General features: G+C 37.2%; 13 protein-coding genes. 4 read left to right on the top strand and 9 right to left on the bottom strand.

Translation table 11 applies throughout. The features are described 5' to 3' along the window. Positions 1–161: 161 nt before the first annotated feature. On the bottom strand, positions 162–596 hold the full coding sequence (locus A6E06_RS17520; protein ID WP_065593836.1) for an LPP20 family lipoprotein: 435 nt from the start codon (positions 594–596) through the stop codon (positions 162–164). Positions 597–604: 8 nt separating this feature from the next. Next, complete coding sequence (locus A6E06_RS17515) at positions 605–1,240, bottom strand: FlgO family outer membrane protein (protein WP_065593837.1); 636 nt, start codon at positions 1,238–1,240, stop codon at positions 605–607. 168 nt (positions 1,241–1,408) lie between these two features. Between A6E06_RS17515 and A6E06_RS17510 the strand changes: the two genes are divergently transcribed. Together A6E06_RS17510 and A6E06_RS17505 are read left to right on the top strand one after the other, a co-directional pair. Then, positions 1,409–2,545 (top strand): flagellar assembly protein FlgT, encoded by a 1,137-nt coding sequence (locus A6E06_RS17510; protein ID WP_065593838.1) that lies wholly within the window; start codon positions 1,409–1,411, stop codon positions 2,543–2,545. A gap of 218 nt (positions 2,546–2,763) precedes the next feature. After that, positions 2,764–4,629, top strand: a complete 1,866-nt coding sequence (locus A6E06_RS17505) for a tetratricopeptide repeat-containing diguanylate cyclase (RefSeq protein ID WP_065593839.1) — start codon at positions 2,764–2,766, stop codon at positions 4,627–4,629. Between the two features lie 95 nt (positions 4,630–4,724). Here the strand turns inward: A6E06_RS17505 and gltX are convergent, their stop codons facing one another. The 7 genes from gltX to zipA all read right to left on the bottom strand — a co-directional run bounded on the left by gltX (position 4,725) and on the right by zipA (position 13,845). Then, complete coding sequence (gltX, locus tag A6E06_RS17500) at positions 4,725–6,152, bottom strand: glutamate--tRNA ligase (protein WP_065593840.1); 1,428 nt, start codon at positions 6,150–6,152, stop codon at positions 4,725–4,727. Positions 6,153–6,306: 154 nt separating this feature from the next. Beyond that, positions 6,307–6,663: a DUF2799 domain-containing protein gene (locus tag A6E06_RS17495; RefSeq protein WP_065593841.1), complete on the bottom strand. Its 357-nt coding sequence runs from the start codon at positions 6,661–6,663 to the stop codon at positions 6,307–6,309. 63 nt (positions 6,664–6,726) lie between these two features. Then, on the bottom strand, positions 6,727–8,112 hold the full coding sequence (locus A6E06_RS17490) for a multidrug transporter (protein ID WP_065593842.1): 1,386 nt from the start codon (positions 8,110–8,112) through the stop codon (positions 6,727–6,729). Between the two features lie 365 nt (positions 8,113–8,477). Further along, on the bottom strand, positions 8,478–8,834 hold the full coding sequence (locus A6E06_RS17485) for a DUF2799 domain-containing protein (RefSeq protein WP_065593843.1): 357 nt from the start codon (positions 8,832–8,834) through the stop codon (positions 8,478–8,480). A 69-nt stretch (positions 8,835–8,903) separates the two neighbouring features. Further along, a complete protein-coding gene (locus A6E06_RS17480; RefSeq protein ID WP_065593844.1) occupies positions 8,904–10,301 on the bottom strand; it encodes a multidrug transporter in 1,398 nt (465 codons plus the stop codon). 525 nt (positions 10,302–10,826) lie between these two features. Next, entirely contained in the window at positions 10,827–12,833 is a 2,007-nt protein-coding gene (gene ligA / locus A6E06_RS17475) for an NAD-dependent DNA ligase LigA (protein ID WP_065593845.1), read from the bottom strand. A gap of 88 nt (positions 12,834–12,921) precedes the next feature. Further along, entirely contained in the window at positions 12,922–13,845 is a 924-nt protein-coding gene (gene zipA / locus A6E06_RS17470) for a cell division protein ZipA (protein ID WP_065593846.1), read from the bottom strand. Between the two features lie 283 nt (positions 13,846–14,128). Here zipA and cysZ point away from each other — a divergent pair, with 283 nt between their 5' ends. Next, a complete protein-coding gene (cysZ, locus tag A6E06_RS17465; protein WP_065593847.1) occupies positions 14,129–14,881 on the top strand; it encodes a sulfate transporter CysZ in 753 nt (250 codons plus the stop codon). A 163-nt stretch (positions 14,882–15,044) separates the two neighbouring features. Next, positions 15,045–16,013, top strand: coding sequence for a cysteine synthase A (gene cysK, locus A6E06_RS17460; protein WP_065593848.1), 969 nt, complete (start codon positions 15,045–15,047; stop codon positions 16,011–16,013). The last annotated feature ends 128 nt before the right edge of the window (positions 16,014–16,141 follow it).

Genomic DNA, 16,141 nt, shown 5'->3' with positions numbered 1-16,141 from the left:
TTATCTTTGACTAAAACCTAACTCCTGCAGTTCCTATCTCTTACTCACCCATAACTTATGTAATTAGGGTAAAACTCTAGCCCTTATCTCCCCCATAAAAAAGCCCTCGGAGCTAAAAGCGCCAAGGGCAAATATGTCGAATGAGAGTATTTATTTACTAATTAGAATAACGTTGTTTTTCTCTGTGTTGATGGTACGTCATAAACCTGACCCTGATTTTTCATACGTTCCATTTTCTTTAAATCTAATTTTAATTCTGTTACGTAGCTATCTCCAACAGGGTACGTTCGAATTACTTCGGCACCGCGAATAATACCATCAACCCCTGCACTGGTGGTTTCTTCACCCAATTGTTGATCATTCATTTCAACCTTACCACTGATACGCATTCCATACACTTGCTCTGCGAGTTCACGATAAGCATCAACCTTTGATGCTCGCATGGCACGAATGCGTTTTTCATCAATATTCTTACCAGACTGCTCACTAATACTCGCATATCCGATAGCACTTAAATGGTCACTTTCACGCATAGCACCTAAAGGCTGGCAACCAACTAAGACTAATAATGCGACTAAAAACCAATGTTTCATCATTAGATCTCCTATGGGCGTAAAATAATGGTATTACGCTCTGCTTTTTTTACATCAGAACGAATAAGAACACCATCTTCCATACGCATGGTGTTTAATGTGTCTAAATCACGGCCAATTCGATCCGCAGGAAGGAAACCTTGTGCCGATGCAACAACAATTCGTGTTTGCATGCCGATAATACGAGCATTAATTAACACACCACCATCTTGGCGAAGCATGGTGCCTGTTAATACGTAATCAACCTGCTGTTCTTGTACTAACTCTTTCCAATCACGACTAAACGCAAAATCACCCTGTTGAGTGACGCGAATATTACCCGTTGTTTTATAATCAATAACCTTAAAACCACGGCGTTGTAACTGAAACATAAATCCTTCGGTTACTGAGTTACCTAACCAGTTCGTTTGATCCATCTGCTGTAAATCAACAAAAGATGTGATCGCAATAGGAGATCGTGCCGACAATGTCGTATTCGATGTGACCAATTGCTCAGTTAAACTTTCAACAAAGTAATCCATTGTATGTCGAGGTGTATCGGCCAACATAAATGGGCTGCCGTTATAAGGTTCTTTACCATTATAAATAGGTGAATATGCACAGGCACTTATCACCATAGACAGCAAAATTACAACTAATACTCTCATTCTATTATCTCCAGATAATGTTTTTATGTACTTACTCATTTGATTTAAGCGTCAAATTTAAACTAGGAACAAAAATTGCAGTAGTTTAGGAAACGCAATTTGTAAGTACTTTTATCAATCAACAAATATTAGTTAGCAAATTTCATACCCACTTGGCAGATAGCAACAATGAAAAGAATATTTTTTTTACTTACATCAATATTAACAATAAGTTATACATCACCAGCTAATGCTGAGTGGTTTGAAGTAACTGGCTCAGCAAGTGTCTTAACCAGCAAAAATGCGGCAAGACCTCATGCACTAGAAGATGCCGCTTATCAAGCTATGCTATTTTCAGGGGCGGACATTAGCCGTTTAAATGATCTTAAAGTCTTCTTTGAGAATGATGAAAAGCGCTATCAATTTAGTGGTAGTGAAATTCGCAGCATTGAAGTAGTAAAAGAGAAGAAAAAAAACGGGAAGTTATACATTACTGCTCGTATTGATATTTACCCTTCGGCAAACAGTTGCCATGTTGGTCAATACAAGAAAACCATAATGACAAGTGAAATAACGGTAGACTCCCCACAACAAGCAGTAATGGGAAAAGTTTACAAACTAGGCGAAGATCTAAGTACCGTTTTTTCTCGCCAATTAGATAAAGAATCACAAAGCTTTATTTCTGTTGGTACCTCCCATATACGAATTGAAAAACGTCAACCAGAAGTGGCAAAAATGATCGCAGAAGATCATGGCGCTCAATATATTTTCTCTGGGAATATTACAGATCTAAGTGCAACGATTGATCAAAATTTATTGAAAAAAGATACGATAAATCGTCAATTCGCTATTGATGTTGCTGTATTGGATGGTAAAACAGGACAAACAATTTATAACAATAATTACCGTGAAGTTGCCCAGTGGGATTTTCCAAAAACAAGCGAAGTCGATACTCAGAGTGCTCGTTTTTGGACTTCGGCTTATGGAGAAATGGTTCTTCGAGTAAATCGCGATATAATGCTGGATCTTGAAAACCAATTTGCTTGTAAGATCACTCTCCCACAAGTTGTCAGCATTAATAACAATCGCATCACAATGGATCTTGGTCGTATTCATGGCGTTAACAAAGGTGATAAATTAGATCTTTGGCATACCGGTTCATTTATAGATCAAAATGGTTTGCCACGTAATAAAGTGGCAAAAACCGACATCACATTAACCGTTGAACGCGTCTATGAGCAGAATGCTGAGTTGGTAATAAATCAACCACAACTTATTAATAGTGTTCAAATTGGCGATGTAATGCATAAAACTGTAATACAATAAAAATAGACGTAGATCATTAATATCTAAGAGAAATTATCAATAATGGTAGTTTCTCTTTTTTTTATGAGACTTATCCTCGTTTTACTTTCAATCTTAAGATACTCTTCCTTCTATAATTAGAACAACATTCCAATTGAGCCATCATGCTAGGATCGTTCCTCCTCATTATTAGTAGTATATTATTACTGATAAGTTCCACTTCATCTGCAAGTTCAGTGATGTCAGAAGAATCGTGGCAAAAACAATACCACAACTATCGAATTCAGGATCAAAGCAAAGCCTTATCGATGCTTAATGACGTCTATTCATCATTACCCCCTTCGGCTGAACGTATCTATACAGCAGCCCGTATTCATGGTTTTGTAACTCGTAGAGGGGATATTTATTCTCATCAAACAAATAACTACAGTACTGATCTTTATGAAAATATTGAGCATTTGATTTTAAAATCAATGGACTTAGAAGATGAGGGGCAATATGAAAAATCCCTGCATTATATTAAAACGGCGAAAAATAAATCAAAGAGCCTTAATAATTTAGATTTAAATAGTTTCATTCAACTCAAACAATGTCGAGCTAATTTAGCATTAGGAAACCACTATATGGCTGAGTTTTACTGCCAATCGGCACTAAAACATTTAGAAAAAAAACCAGACCATTATATTGACATAAAATGGGGATATCGCTTATTAGCGTTAAGCTATCAAGGCGTTACAAATTATCAATCGGCATTAATTGCGAGTGAAAAAGCTCTTTCTCTTACAAAACCTTATGAAATTAACGATACGGCTTACAATAATATAAGCACCTTACTGTTGAGTATGGGTAAAATAAACTCAGCAAAAGAATATGCGATTAAAGCACTAGACATACGAACTGAGCGAAAAATACCGCAAAAAATAGCGCAATCGCACCTTATTCTAGCAAGAATATATTTACAATCATCAAATTACGCCCAAGCTAAGGTTTCAGCGACATTAGCCATAGAACACCTACAAAACAGTCATAACGCTAAATCATTAAGCCAAGCTTACTTCACCTTTGGCTGTGTTCTTAACGCCCAAGGTTATTATGATGACGGTATTGAGTACCTATTACTTGCTCTTAAACAACTTGATCTCAATTCAAATTCAGATCTAAATATCGAAATATACCAAGCTCTCAGTCAGGTTTACTTGAAAAATGAGAACGTAAATAAAGCATTAAACTATATTACTATCGCAGTAGAAAAATCAGAGAAATCACAAAACCAACAAGCCTTATCTTCCTCCTACTTAATTCAATCTCAAATACATGAATTTATCGGTAACTTTGAATTAGCATTAAGTTCTCGAAAACAATACGAAAGCATTATAGACAAAATCCATTCTATTGATAATCAAGAGGCTTACACTACCTTGCAACTGCGTAAATCTCTTATTGAACAGAAAGAAGAACAACTCAATAATTTGAAGACAATGCATCAGAAACAACTTGAAATAAACATAGAAAAGAAATATCGATTATTATTTCAAATAATCATCGTTCTTCTAAGTATTACAATCTATTTTATTTTACGTTCAAGAAAAAGACTCAATACTTTGGCGCATAAAGACGTATTAACTAATGCGAATAATCGACACTCTATATTTGAAATCATAAATGAAACATTAACGAATTTTCATGATCAAACAGCGTTAGTCATGCTGGATATTGATAATTTTAAACAATTAAATGACCTACACGGTCATCCAAATGGTGACTTAGGGCTGAAGCATCTCTATTCAATTTTAGAAAAGGCAATGCCACCACCTCATCAAATAGGCCGTATTGGTGGAGAAGAGTTTTTAATCTTACTTTCTAATGAGACAAAAAATGCATGTTTTGAAATGATTGAATCTGCTCGCTCCACTTTAGAAAAAAGCAGTTTCACTACGCTAGATGGAAAAAATCTATCTATTACCGCCAGTTTTTCTTGGGTCTATCTTGAGCGAGAAATGAAAGATGTTGAACAAATATATTTCATATTAGATGAAGGGCTTTATCAAGCAAAACAAAATGGGAAAAACTGCATTGTTGATGCATTAGTAGATGAAATAACTTAGCTTACTTTAAACAAAAATCCGCTGAATAATAAACTATTCAACGGATTTTTATTAGACTTTAAATATACAGTTAAAGCTGAATTTTATACTTAATATTATTGAGCGTTAGCTTCACGCTCAGTAATAAATGCTAGTGCCATTTTGATACGAGCAACAACTCGATCTTTACCAATCAATTGCATAACAGCATCTACTGATGGAGATTGACCGCCGCCAGTTACCGCTACACGTAGTGGCATACCAATTTTACCCATACCAATTTCAAGCTCTGCACATACTTCTTCAATCACATTGTGAAGGTTTTCAGTTGTCCACTCTTCTAGAGCTTCAACTTTAGCAAGAGCAAGCTCTAGTGGGCCTTTAGCAACGCCACGTAGGTGTTTCTTCGCTGCACCCGCTTCGAACTCTTCAAAATCTTGGTAGAAGTAGCGAGATTGCTCTGCTAATTCGATTAGCGTATTACAACGCTCACCAACTAAAGTGATTACATCAGTAATTGCTGGACCATTTTCAAGAGAGATCTCTTTTTGATCTAGGTGCCATTGTAGGTATTTTGCAACGTACTCTGGTTCTGATGTTTTAATGTAATGGTTGTTTAACCATAGCAGCTTATCAGTGTTGAAAGCAGATGCTGATTTACTTACTGCATTTAAGCTGAATAAGTTAATCATCTCTTCTTGAGAGAAAATCTCTTGATCACCATGAGACCAGCCTAAACGTACTAAATAGTTGTTTAGTGCATTTGGTAGATAACCTTCATCACGGTATTGCATAACTGATACCGCGCCATGACGCTTAGACAGTTTTGCGCCATCATCACCAAGGATCATTGCACAGTGGGCAAATTTAGGTACTGGAGCACCTAATGCTTCATAGATGTTAATTTGACGAGGTGTATTGTTGATGTGATCTTCACCACGGATAACTTGAGTAATACCCATGTCCCAGTCATCAACAACTACTACGAAGTTATATGTAGGAGCGCCATCAGTACGACGGATAATTAAATCATCCATTTGGCTGTTTGAAATTTCGATACGGCCACGAATTTGATCATCAAATATTACCGAACCTTCTTTAGGGTTACGGAAACGAATAACACAATCATCACCTTCTGTTGCTGCTGCATTTGCTGCAACAACTTTAGGGTGGTTTGCATCATAACGAGCCATTTCTTTGTTAGCTTCTTGTTCTGCACGAATTTCATCAAGTAATTCTTTTGATGCATAACATTTGTAAGCTTTATCTTCTGCAAGCAGTTGATCTACAACTTCGTTATAACGGTCAAAACGCTTAGATTGGTAATAAGGACCTTCATCCCATTCCATTCCCATCCAGTGCATACCTTCAATAATAGCGTCTACCGCTTCTTGAGAGTTACGCTCAAGGTCTGTATCTTCAATACGAAGAACAAATTCGCCACCTTGGTTTTTAGCAAAAAGCCATGAATAAAGTGCAGTTCGTGCACCACCAACGTGAAGATAACCTGTTGGGCTTGGAGCAAAACGAGTTTTAACCGTCATTGTTATTACCTTTTAAAGAGGTTGCGCTGAATCTGTCAGCACCACATAATTTATGCGCTATTTTAGCACCATAAGGTAAATCTACAATGATTGAGTTACTTTAATATAAGTAGTAAATATAAACATTACTTCAATACAGAACGAAATTTATGCCTTATTTATAGCCAAAATCATAACCAATAAAAGCATCCCAACCTCTCTGCCACTCGGCTTTTATCATGACAACCTCTTTTTGTTCATCACATTGACCAGTATAACGCACACCACGAATTCCTTTTTCAAAGGCTTGAAAAGGATCACAATACTCACTTATTCCTTTGTTATAACCATCAAGATAAGCGGCTTCGTTAAAAGGAACTTTCTCTTTCATTTTTGCAAGCGCATCAGTCTCAATATTATGCCCTCTACTACCAAACCGCTCTCCTTGTCCAAACCAATATTCTTCTGCCGTTTGTGGTACCGAACTACAACCGAGTAATAAAAACACAGTTAGATAGGATATTTTTTTCATATTATTTCCTTAAAAAAAAAGCTGAACTACATTAGCTCAGCTTTAAGTTTAGCAAATTAAACTCTATTTGATCCCAAACGGAATTGTTAATGTAAGTTTAAAGTCTGTTTCATCTTGGAACAAGTTAGTGTATCCAGTCCAGTTTGGAGCATCTGTATCGTTAAAGTATTCAGTGTAGTAGAAGCTAACATTCGCGCCTTCTAATGCACCCGATTGAATTGCATAGTTAGCAAATGCACTGTATGAATACTCTAATAAATCATCATAACCAGGAGCTGAAGAACCAGCACCTGCTGCAGCACTAAGGCCAGCACTAAATCCTTTGCCACCAATATCAGAGAAATCACGAGATGCAGAGAAGAAACCAGCTAGTTCTCCATCATGGTTAAAGTCAGAACGGTTATTCCACCAAACATCATAAGCACCGTTTGAACCACCATACTCTTTCGTTAGACGGTAAGACATATTACCAACATTATTAGAGTCTAAGTCTTCAGCTACGGTATATGTAGCTTCGGCTCTAAATGAGTATTGCCCATATGTTTTTGCAGATAGGAAAGCTAGTTGGAACGCTGTACTATCAAATTGTTCACTATCATCAACTACATAAAGTTGAGGAGACCAGAATAAACCACCTTCTGTTGTTCCTTTCACTTTAAAGTGCATATTCTTACGATCGCCGTCAGTTAAAGCACCATAACCAAAATCTAAAGACATATTATTAGCAAGATTATAACGAGCTCCTAAAGAATATACTAACCCTGCATCTTCACCATCAGAAGTTCTAAATTCATAAGTTTCTTTGAACCAAGGAGCTTTGTATTCATCAGCAACTACCACACCTAATGCTAAATCGCCAAATGTAGCACCAACTTCACCACCACGGTAAGTACCCGGAGCAAAAGACCAGTTAACACCTAGTGAACTAGGCACTGATGGTTGGAAGTAACCTAACTTAGCAGTAACACTTTCACCAAATTTAAATTTAGCCGCTGCAGTAGCAAATGATGCACCATTATCATTACAATCTGTCCATACATTACTACAGCTGCTATCTTCAGCTGCTTTATCGTATGGGTTATTTACACCCCAGAAGTTCATTTCGTGGTCTGCGCCACCATTTTGCCACATATCAAATGTACTATAAATAACGACATCAGCACCAGCTACTCCACCAACGTAGCCAGAATTAAAACCAAGATTGGCAAAAATCGAACCATGATCTAAATTTGTCGTTTTTTTAGTATCATTACCATTAGCATCAACATTACCGCGGTCACGAGAACGCATCCAGAAATTTAAATTACCACTAATAGTAGATTCAGAAAAAAACTCAGACGTCTCTGATACATATTCTTGTGATACTGCTTCTTCAGCAAGAACCATTTGTGGCGCAACTAATGCACCAGTAATAGTAGCCGCTAAAAGTGTTTTTTTGAACATAGTCATAATTCCTTCATTTAACTTATGTAGTAATGCATGGATATTTAAGTGGTCGCCGAAATGAACCATGCACTAGATTTGTTGTCTGGAGCAGACTATGACAATGTTTTTTCACAAAGAAAATATAGTTATGTTTTTTGAGTGACGAAGTTCAAATTACGCAAATCATAAAAAAACATAAACAACAAAAATCAACAACTTAAAAAATAAAACAAAAAACAACTACAACTAAAAATAAAACAAAAGAGATCGAAATCCCAAAAATAACTCACTTTAACATGAGATATACGAACCTAGATCACATCATTTTTAGCATCAATTAGATCTATTTATTTTAATTAAAAAAAAAGTGCGAACTAAGTCGCACTCATTTATCTCATATTAAAATCCCAAGCAATAAAAGCTTGCCATCCTCTTTCCCATTCAGCTTTAATCATAATCACTTCTTTTTGGGAGTCACACTGTCCTGTATAGCGAACCCCGCTGACTCCTTTATCAAAAGCCTGAAAAGGATCACAATAATCATTTATTCCTTTTTTATACCCATTAAGGTAAGCCGTTTCACTAAAAGGCACTTTTTCCTTGATGCTTTCTAGCGTATCAGTTTCAACATTATAACCACGACTTCCAAAACGCTCTCCCTGTCCAAACCAATATTCCTCTGCCGTCTTAGGTGATGAAGAGCAAGCTGTCAATAATAAAGGGAAAAACAATAATGTTATCTTCATTTTCTATCATCAATAAAAAAGCTGAGCACTAGGCTCAGCTTAAATATAAGTAATTACTACAATCTTATTTTATTTAACTGAAAACGGAATAGTTAACATCAGTTTAAAGTCAGTTTCGTCTTGGAAGGCATTACTATATGGAGCCCAGTTACCTGCATCTGAATCATTAAAGTATTCAGTATAGTAGAAGCTAACATTTGCATCTTTTAATGCTCCAGCTTGAATTGCATAATTTGCAAATGCACTGTAAGCATATTCAACTAAATCATCATAACCTGGAGATGAAGCACCGCCACCAGCTGCCGCACTTAAACCAGCACTAAACCCTGTTCCACCGATATCTGAAAAGTCTCGAGTCGCTGAAACAAAACCTGCAAGTTCGCCATCATGGTTAAAGTCAGAACGGTTATTCCACCAAATATCATATGCCCCGTTTGAACCACCGTATTGCTCAGTCAAACGGTAAGACATGTTACCTACATTGCCACGAGTTTCTGTAGAATCAGCCATTGTCATGGTTGCTTCTGCACGGAATGAGTATTGACCAGAGCTAAATGCCGATAGGAAAGCTAACTGTGCTGCAATATCGTCATCATACTGATTTTTATCACTTACGATATATACTTGTGGAGACCAGTAGAAACCACCGTCAGTTGTACCTTTAACTTTAAAATGCATGTTTGAACGGTCGCCATCTGTTAGCGTACCGTAACCTGCATCAAATGAAATCCCATTATTTAATACATAACGAGCACCTAGAGAAATAACCTCACCGGCATCGTTTCCTTGACCATCTTGGAATTCATACGTTTCTTTAAACCACGGTGCTTTATATTCATCAGCAACCACTAAACCTAATGAAAGGTTACCTAGATTCGCGCCTACTTCACCACCACGATATGTACCAGGAGCAAACGACCAGTTAACCCCTAATGAACTAGGTACTGATGGTTGGAAATAACCTAATTTTGCAGTTACATTTTCACCAAATTTAAATTTAGCATTGGCTGTTGCAAAAGAAACACCATTATCAGTACAATCCGCAGCCCATGTACCAGAACAGTTACTATCATTTGGAGTCTTATCGTACGGGTTATTTACACCCCAAAAGTTCATCTCATGATCTGGTCCACCGTTTTGCCACATATCAAATGTTGAATAAACAACAATATCAGTACCAACAACATCACCAGCATAACCAGAGTTAAAACCAAGATTTACGAAAATAGAACCATGATCTAAGTTCGTTGTTTTCTTCGTATCATTACCGTTAGCATCAACATCGCCACGATCACGAGCACGCATAAAAAAGTTAACATTACCGCTGATTGTCGATTCAGAAAAGAATTCTGACACTTCACTAGTATATTGCTCAGAAACAACTTCTTCAGCCATTGCCTGAGGAGCAACTAAAGCTCCAGTAAGCGCAGCTGCAATTGCTGATACTTTAAAAAATTTGTTTTCCATGGAATAAAGCTCCTAAAAATGGATATAGCTGTGTTCATTATTTACTGGCTTTAAGTTGGCCGCCGAAAGCAGTAAATAAATCTCCTAATTCACACAATTTTTAAATAAGAAAAGGGGAATTTAAAAATTGTAATTACCTTATATTTTTCCTGCATACACGCTGTGCATCCATGAGATAAATACTAAACCGTTCAAAAAAAACATAAAACAAAAACTTAATTTTCTATAAAAAAAATATGAGCGAGCGCAAACTTCTTTCGCATTAGTGATTAAGATCAAATTAAACAGATCAAAAATCATAAAAAATCATCTTTTTAAGTTAAAACAGCACGTTATAAATATAAAAAAAGACTCAATGCGACGAAGATCACAATTACCTTGCAAGCAGTTGTTTGTTTTATATAAATAATCACAACAAGTATCGATACAAACATTTAAGTTATACCAAACAATTAAAACCATTTATTTCAGGCATAAAAAAAGGAGCTCTAGGCTCCTTTCATTTAATAAATGGCTATTTAATTGTTAATTTAGCAACTCAATTAACTGTTCTTCATTCATTACTTCGATTCCAAGCTCTTCCGCTTTGGTTAATTTGGATCCTGCCGCTTCACCTGCAAAAAGAATATCGGTTTTTTTAGATACGCTACCAGTAACCTTTGCGCCTAACTCTTGCAATGCTGCTTTGGCTTCATTACGTTTTAATTTATGAAGCGTACCGGTAAGAACGACCACTTTACCCGCTAATGGTTGCGGTACTGATTCATCAAGCGCTTTAATTTCAGGCCAATGGACTCCCATTCCTCGTAAATCATCTATAACTGCTTGATTATGTGGTTCAGCAAAAAAGTTTAATACATGCTTTGCGACAATGTCACCGACATCACTTACTTCTATAAGCTGTTCAAAACTAGCAACCTGAACGGCTTCTAATGTTGAAAAATGTAGTGCTAAATTCGCAGCCGTTGCTTCACCCACCTCTCGGATCCCTAAAGAATATAAAAATCGAGGTAAGGTCGTTGCTTTGGCTTTATTTAATGCATCAACAACATTTTGAGCTGATTTAGGTCCCATTCGCTCTAATACAGTAATCACTCCAGCAGAAAGTTTAAATAAATCGGCTGGCGTTTCTACCATTTCTTTATCCACTAACTGCTCGACAACCTTATCTCCCAACCCATCAACATCAAGTGCTTTACGAGACACAAAGTGTTTTAATGCTTCTTTACGCTGTGCCGCACAGACTAACCCTGCACCACAACGAGTAACTACCTCACCCTGTATTCGCTCTAACTGCGAATCACATACAGGACACGCAGTTGGGTATATAATAGCTGTACTATTTTCAGGACGACGGGCCTCCACAACAGACACAATTTGAGGGATAACATCACCTGCACGACGAATGATCACAGTATCGCCAATATGAACGCCTAAACGTGCGATTTCATCTGCATTATGTAGTGTTGCATTGCTTACGGTTACCCCACCAACAAATACTGGCTCTAGTTTTGCGACAGGGGTAATTGCTCCAGTACGCCCAACTTGAAATTCAACCCCCTTCAGTATTGTTAACTCTTCTTGTGCGGGAAACTTATAAGCTATCGCCCAACGAGGAGCTCTCGCAACGAAACCAAGTTGCTCTTGCAGCTCGATATCATCAACTTTAATAACAACACCATCAATTTCATATTTCAATGCATCTCTACGTTCAAGAATATCTTTATAGTACTCTTTCACTTCACTTAAAGATGTACATTGTTTGGTTTCTTCACACATTGGAAGTCCCCAACGTTTTAACTGTACAAAGCGTTGATAATGACTTGATTCCAATTCACCGCCATCAATCACTCCAACACTATAAGCATAAAAGCTCAGAGGTCGAGTTGCGGTAATCTTAGAATCTAATTGACGTAAACTCCCAGCAGCCGCATTACGAGGGTTAGCAAATGGCTTCTCTCCTCGTTTAAATGCACGTTCATTTAATGCCTCAAAACCGGCTTTTGGCATAAAGACTTCACCACGAACTTCTAAACGTGCAGGCCAGCCCTCACCTTGTAACGTTAAAGGTATGCAACGGATAGTTCTTACGTTCTCTGTTATATTTTCACCCGTTGAACCATCACCTCGAGTACCTGCTTGAACTAATCTACCATTAACGTATAAAAGGCTAACAGCTAAGCCATCTAACTTTGGCTCACAACAGAAAAGTGATATCGACTTAGCAATAAGGCGATCATTCATTCTTTTTTCAAAAGCTTCTAGTTCTGTATCATTAAATGCATTATCTAAAGAGAGCATTGCTATTTCATGCTGAACTTGAGTAAACCCATCAAGAGCCTTACCACCCACTCGTTGACTTGGCGAATCTATCGTTACTAATTCAGGGTGTTCAGATTCAATAGAAAGCAATTGTTGCATCATTCGATCGTACTCAGCATCAGGCAGCTCAGGGCTGTCTTCTACATAATAACGATAAGCGTGATAGTTTAGCTGTTGTTTCAACTCATCCAATGTCTGTTCAGTACTCATGGCTCATCAACTTCTTTTTCTGTTTTTACAAAAAATAAAAAAAAGGCTCACAAGGAGCCTTTCTCAATTAACTATAATGATAGACGATCTACTTATGACAAAACACTTTTGCTCGTTGTTTATATTCATCTATCTTATTTGGTGTCAGCATATCTCGTTTTTCATCTAAAATATTGCCACCTAATTCAGAGCTAACTAGCTGAGCGGTTTGCAGCATTAATTTAAAATTATGCTCTGCATCACCGTAGCACGGGAGCGGCAAGAAAAATGAGATACCTGGTGTTGAAAATTCTTCGCCTTCTGGCACTTGAAAATGTCCCGGAGCAACCATGTTTGCGGTACTAAATAATACAGCCCCACTACCAGACAAATCAGAATGGCGATGATAAATACCCATATCACCGAACAGTAAACCATTTTGCTCTAAACTATTGAATAAACGATTACCATTAAAACGTTCACTTCCCATCCCATGAACATTAATAACAATGACGTCTTCTTCTGGTTCTTCTTGCATTACCGCAACCGGTTCAACGACTATATTAGGCTTTTCAACTTGAACTAACGGCTGAGGTATCTCTTCAGGAGGGATAACGGCTTCATCAATCGCTGAAAATGACATTATTGGTTCTTGTTCAATCTTTATATCATGTGACGATTGTTGTCTTATTGCTTCCGCCGGTATTTCTATTGGTTGTTCCTTAATCTTTTCTATTGGTTCTGGTATTACATCATCATGTTCACCATCAAAAAGAGGATCTTTAGAAAATGAAGAGTCTTCTCTTACAAACGCAGGTTCTTTTCTCTCTTTAGGTATAATATCTTCTTTTGCTTGATCAAAAGCACGCATAGGAGCAGGCTGCTCACTATCAGCATCTGAATCAAAATCTATATCTATTTTTTTTCCAAATTTTGAGCTCGTTTCTTTACGACTCGTCCATAAGCCATGAAACAATAACGCCGCAATGGCTAATGCCCCAACAAGTATCAATACTAATCGCAATTCTTGCATCGCTAACTCTCTGCTCTTCTGCTTTATTGAACCTCCCTTCTTATAAAAAACAAAGGAAAGTTTACCTCGACTACCATGAAAATAGCTCAACTATAAAAGTTAATCTACCACTACTTATTAGTAATGTACCAAATAATAGGCCTATTGTTGAATAACAAAATGAAAGTGGTGACATAAATCTTACAATTGAACAATTTACACCGCCTTTATTTACTCTAATTCCATTTCTTTGTGCGTATTTTTGAGTATAGTGAATGCATGATACACAAAACGTAAATATATTATGAGTTCATTAAAACAAACCCAATCTGGTGTTCAATACTTTTTGAAAGGTATATCACTAGCGTTGACACCAGGCATCCGTCGCTTCGTCTTTATTCCCTTGCTAATAAACTTTGTATTATTAGGAGGATCATTCTTCTATTTATATAATCAAATTGGGGGGTGGATTGATCAAATCCTAGACCAAATCCCAAGTTGGTTAGATTGGCTCTCTTATTTATTATGGCCATTAATTGTTATCAGTATCTTAGCTGTATTTTCTTATTTTTTTAGTACCCTAGCCAATTGGATAGCAGCACCTTTTAACGGTTTATTAGCGGAGCATTTAGAAGCAAAACTAACAAATCAGCCAGCACCAAACGGTGGCGTTATTGATGCATTAAAAGATCTACCTCGTATTTTTAAACGTGAATGGCAAAAATTGAAATATTATCTACCCAAGGCCCTTGGGTTGTTTATCCTTTTTTTCATTCCCGCTATAGGTCAAAGTGTCGCCCCAATACTATGGTTTCTATTTACCGCTTGGATGATGGCTATTCAATATTGTGATTACCCATTTGATAATCATAAAGTTCCATTTGAAGTAATGAGAGACGATTTAAAAACCAAGCGCGGTAAGTGCTTATCTTTTGGCTCTTTAGTTACACTTTTCACTATGACTCCTATTCTTAATTTATTTGTCATGCCTATTGCGGTATGTGGTGCAACAGCAATGTGGGTCGATGTTTACCGCGATAAGCACTCTAATTCTTAAGACTTAAATCTACATAGCATAAGTTCATCTATATCTTATAACCTTTAGATCCTTTCTCATTTGAATAACTCTTCGTATTCTAGATAGGTCGAGTTACTCAAATGAGTTGCCAAATATTTACTCTAAAACGAATCACGCGCTACGTGAAATGAAGGAACAGATCATGACAAAGATTTACGAAGATAATTCTCAAACTATTGGTAACACTCCTCTTGTACGTTTAAACCGTGTAAGTAATGGTAACGTATTAGCTAAAGTCGAAGCTCGTAACCCAAGCTTTAGTGTTAAGTGCCGTATTGGTGCAAACATGATCTGGGAAGCAGAAAAAGCGGGCACATTAAAAGAAGGGATTGAACTCGTAGAACCAACCTCTGGTAATACAGGTATCGCTCTGGCCTTTGTAGCAGCAGCTCGTGGTTATAAGTTAACCCTAACAATGCCTGCATCAATGAGTTTAGAGCGCCGTAAACTGCTTAAAGCGCTTGGTGCTAATTTGGTTCTAACTGAAGCACCAAAAGGCATGGGTGGCGCAATCGCAAAAGCTGAAGAAATTGTTGCAAGTGACCCAAGCAAGTATCTATTGCTACAACAATTTAATAATCCAGCAAACCCTGCTATCCATGAAAAAACAACAGGCCCTGAAATTTGGGAAGCTACTGAAGGTAATATAGATGTATTTGTTGCAGGTGTCGGCACTGGTGGCACGCTAACAGGAACAAGCCGTTATCTAAAACACACTCAAAATAAAGCGGTACTGTCAGTTGCTGTTGAACCTGCTGAATCTCCTGTAATTGCACAAGCACTTGCTGGACAAGAATTAAAACCATCACCTCATAAGATCCAAGGCATCGGTGCTGGTTTCATTCCTGGGAATTTAGATTTATCTCTTATTGACCGTGTTGAAGCGGTAACGTCTGAAGATGCTATTGCAATGACACGTCGCTTAATGGAAGAAGAAGGTATTCTTGCCGGTATATCTTCAGGTGCCGCTGTCGTTGCCGCAAACCGTATTGCTGACCTTCCTGAGTTTGCAGGAAAACAAATTGTTGTTGTATTACCAAGTTCAGGTGAGCGTTACCTAAGTACCGCACTTTTTGCTGGATTGTTTACAGAACAAGAAAACGAGCAATAAACATACAAATTTCACGTGTTCAAATCAATTTTTCATCCAAAAAAGCCCCTTATGGGGTTTTTTTGTTGATTTCATTTCACTCCTTAGTAATAATCTAGCCACTTTATTTTTAGGTGTAAAATAATTAC

It is taken from the genome of Aliivibrio sp. 1S175 (assembly GCF_001690985.1).
In the GTDB taxonomy this organism is placed as follows: domain Bacteria; phylum Pseudomonadota; class Gammaproteobacteria; order Enterobacterales; family Vibrionaceae; genus Aliivibrio.
Note: the sequence above shows the minus strand (reverse complement) of the source record. Positions and strands in the feature narration are given on the sequence as shown.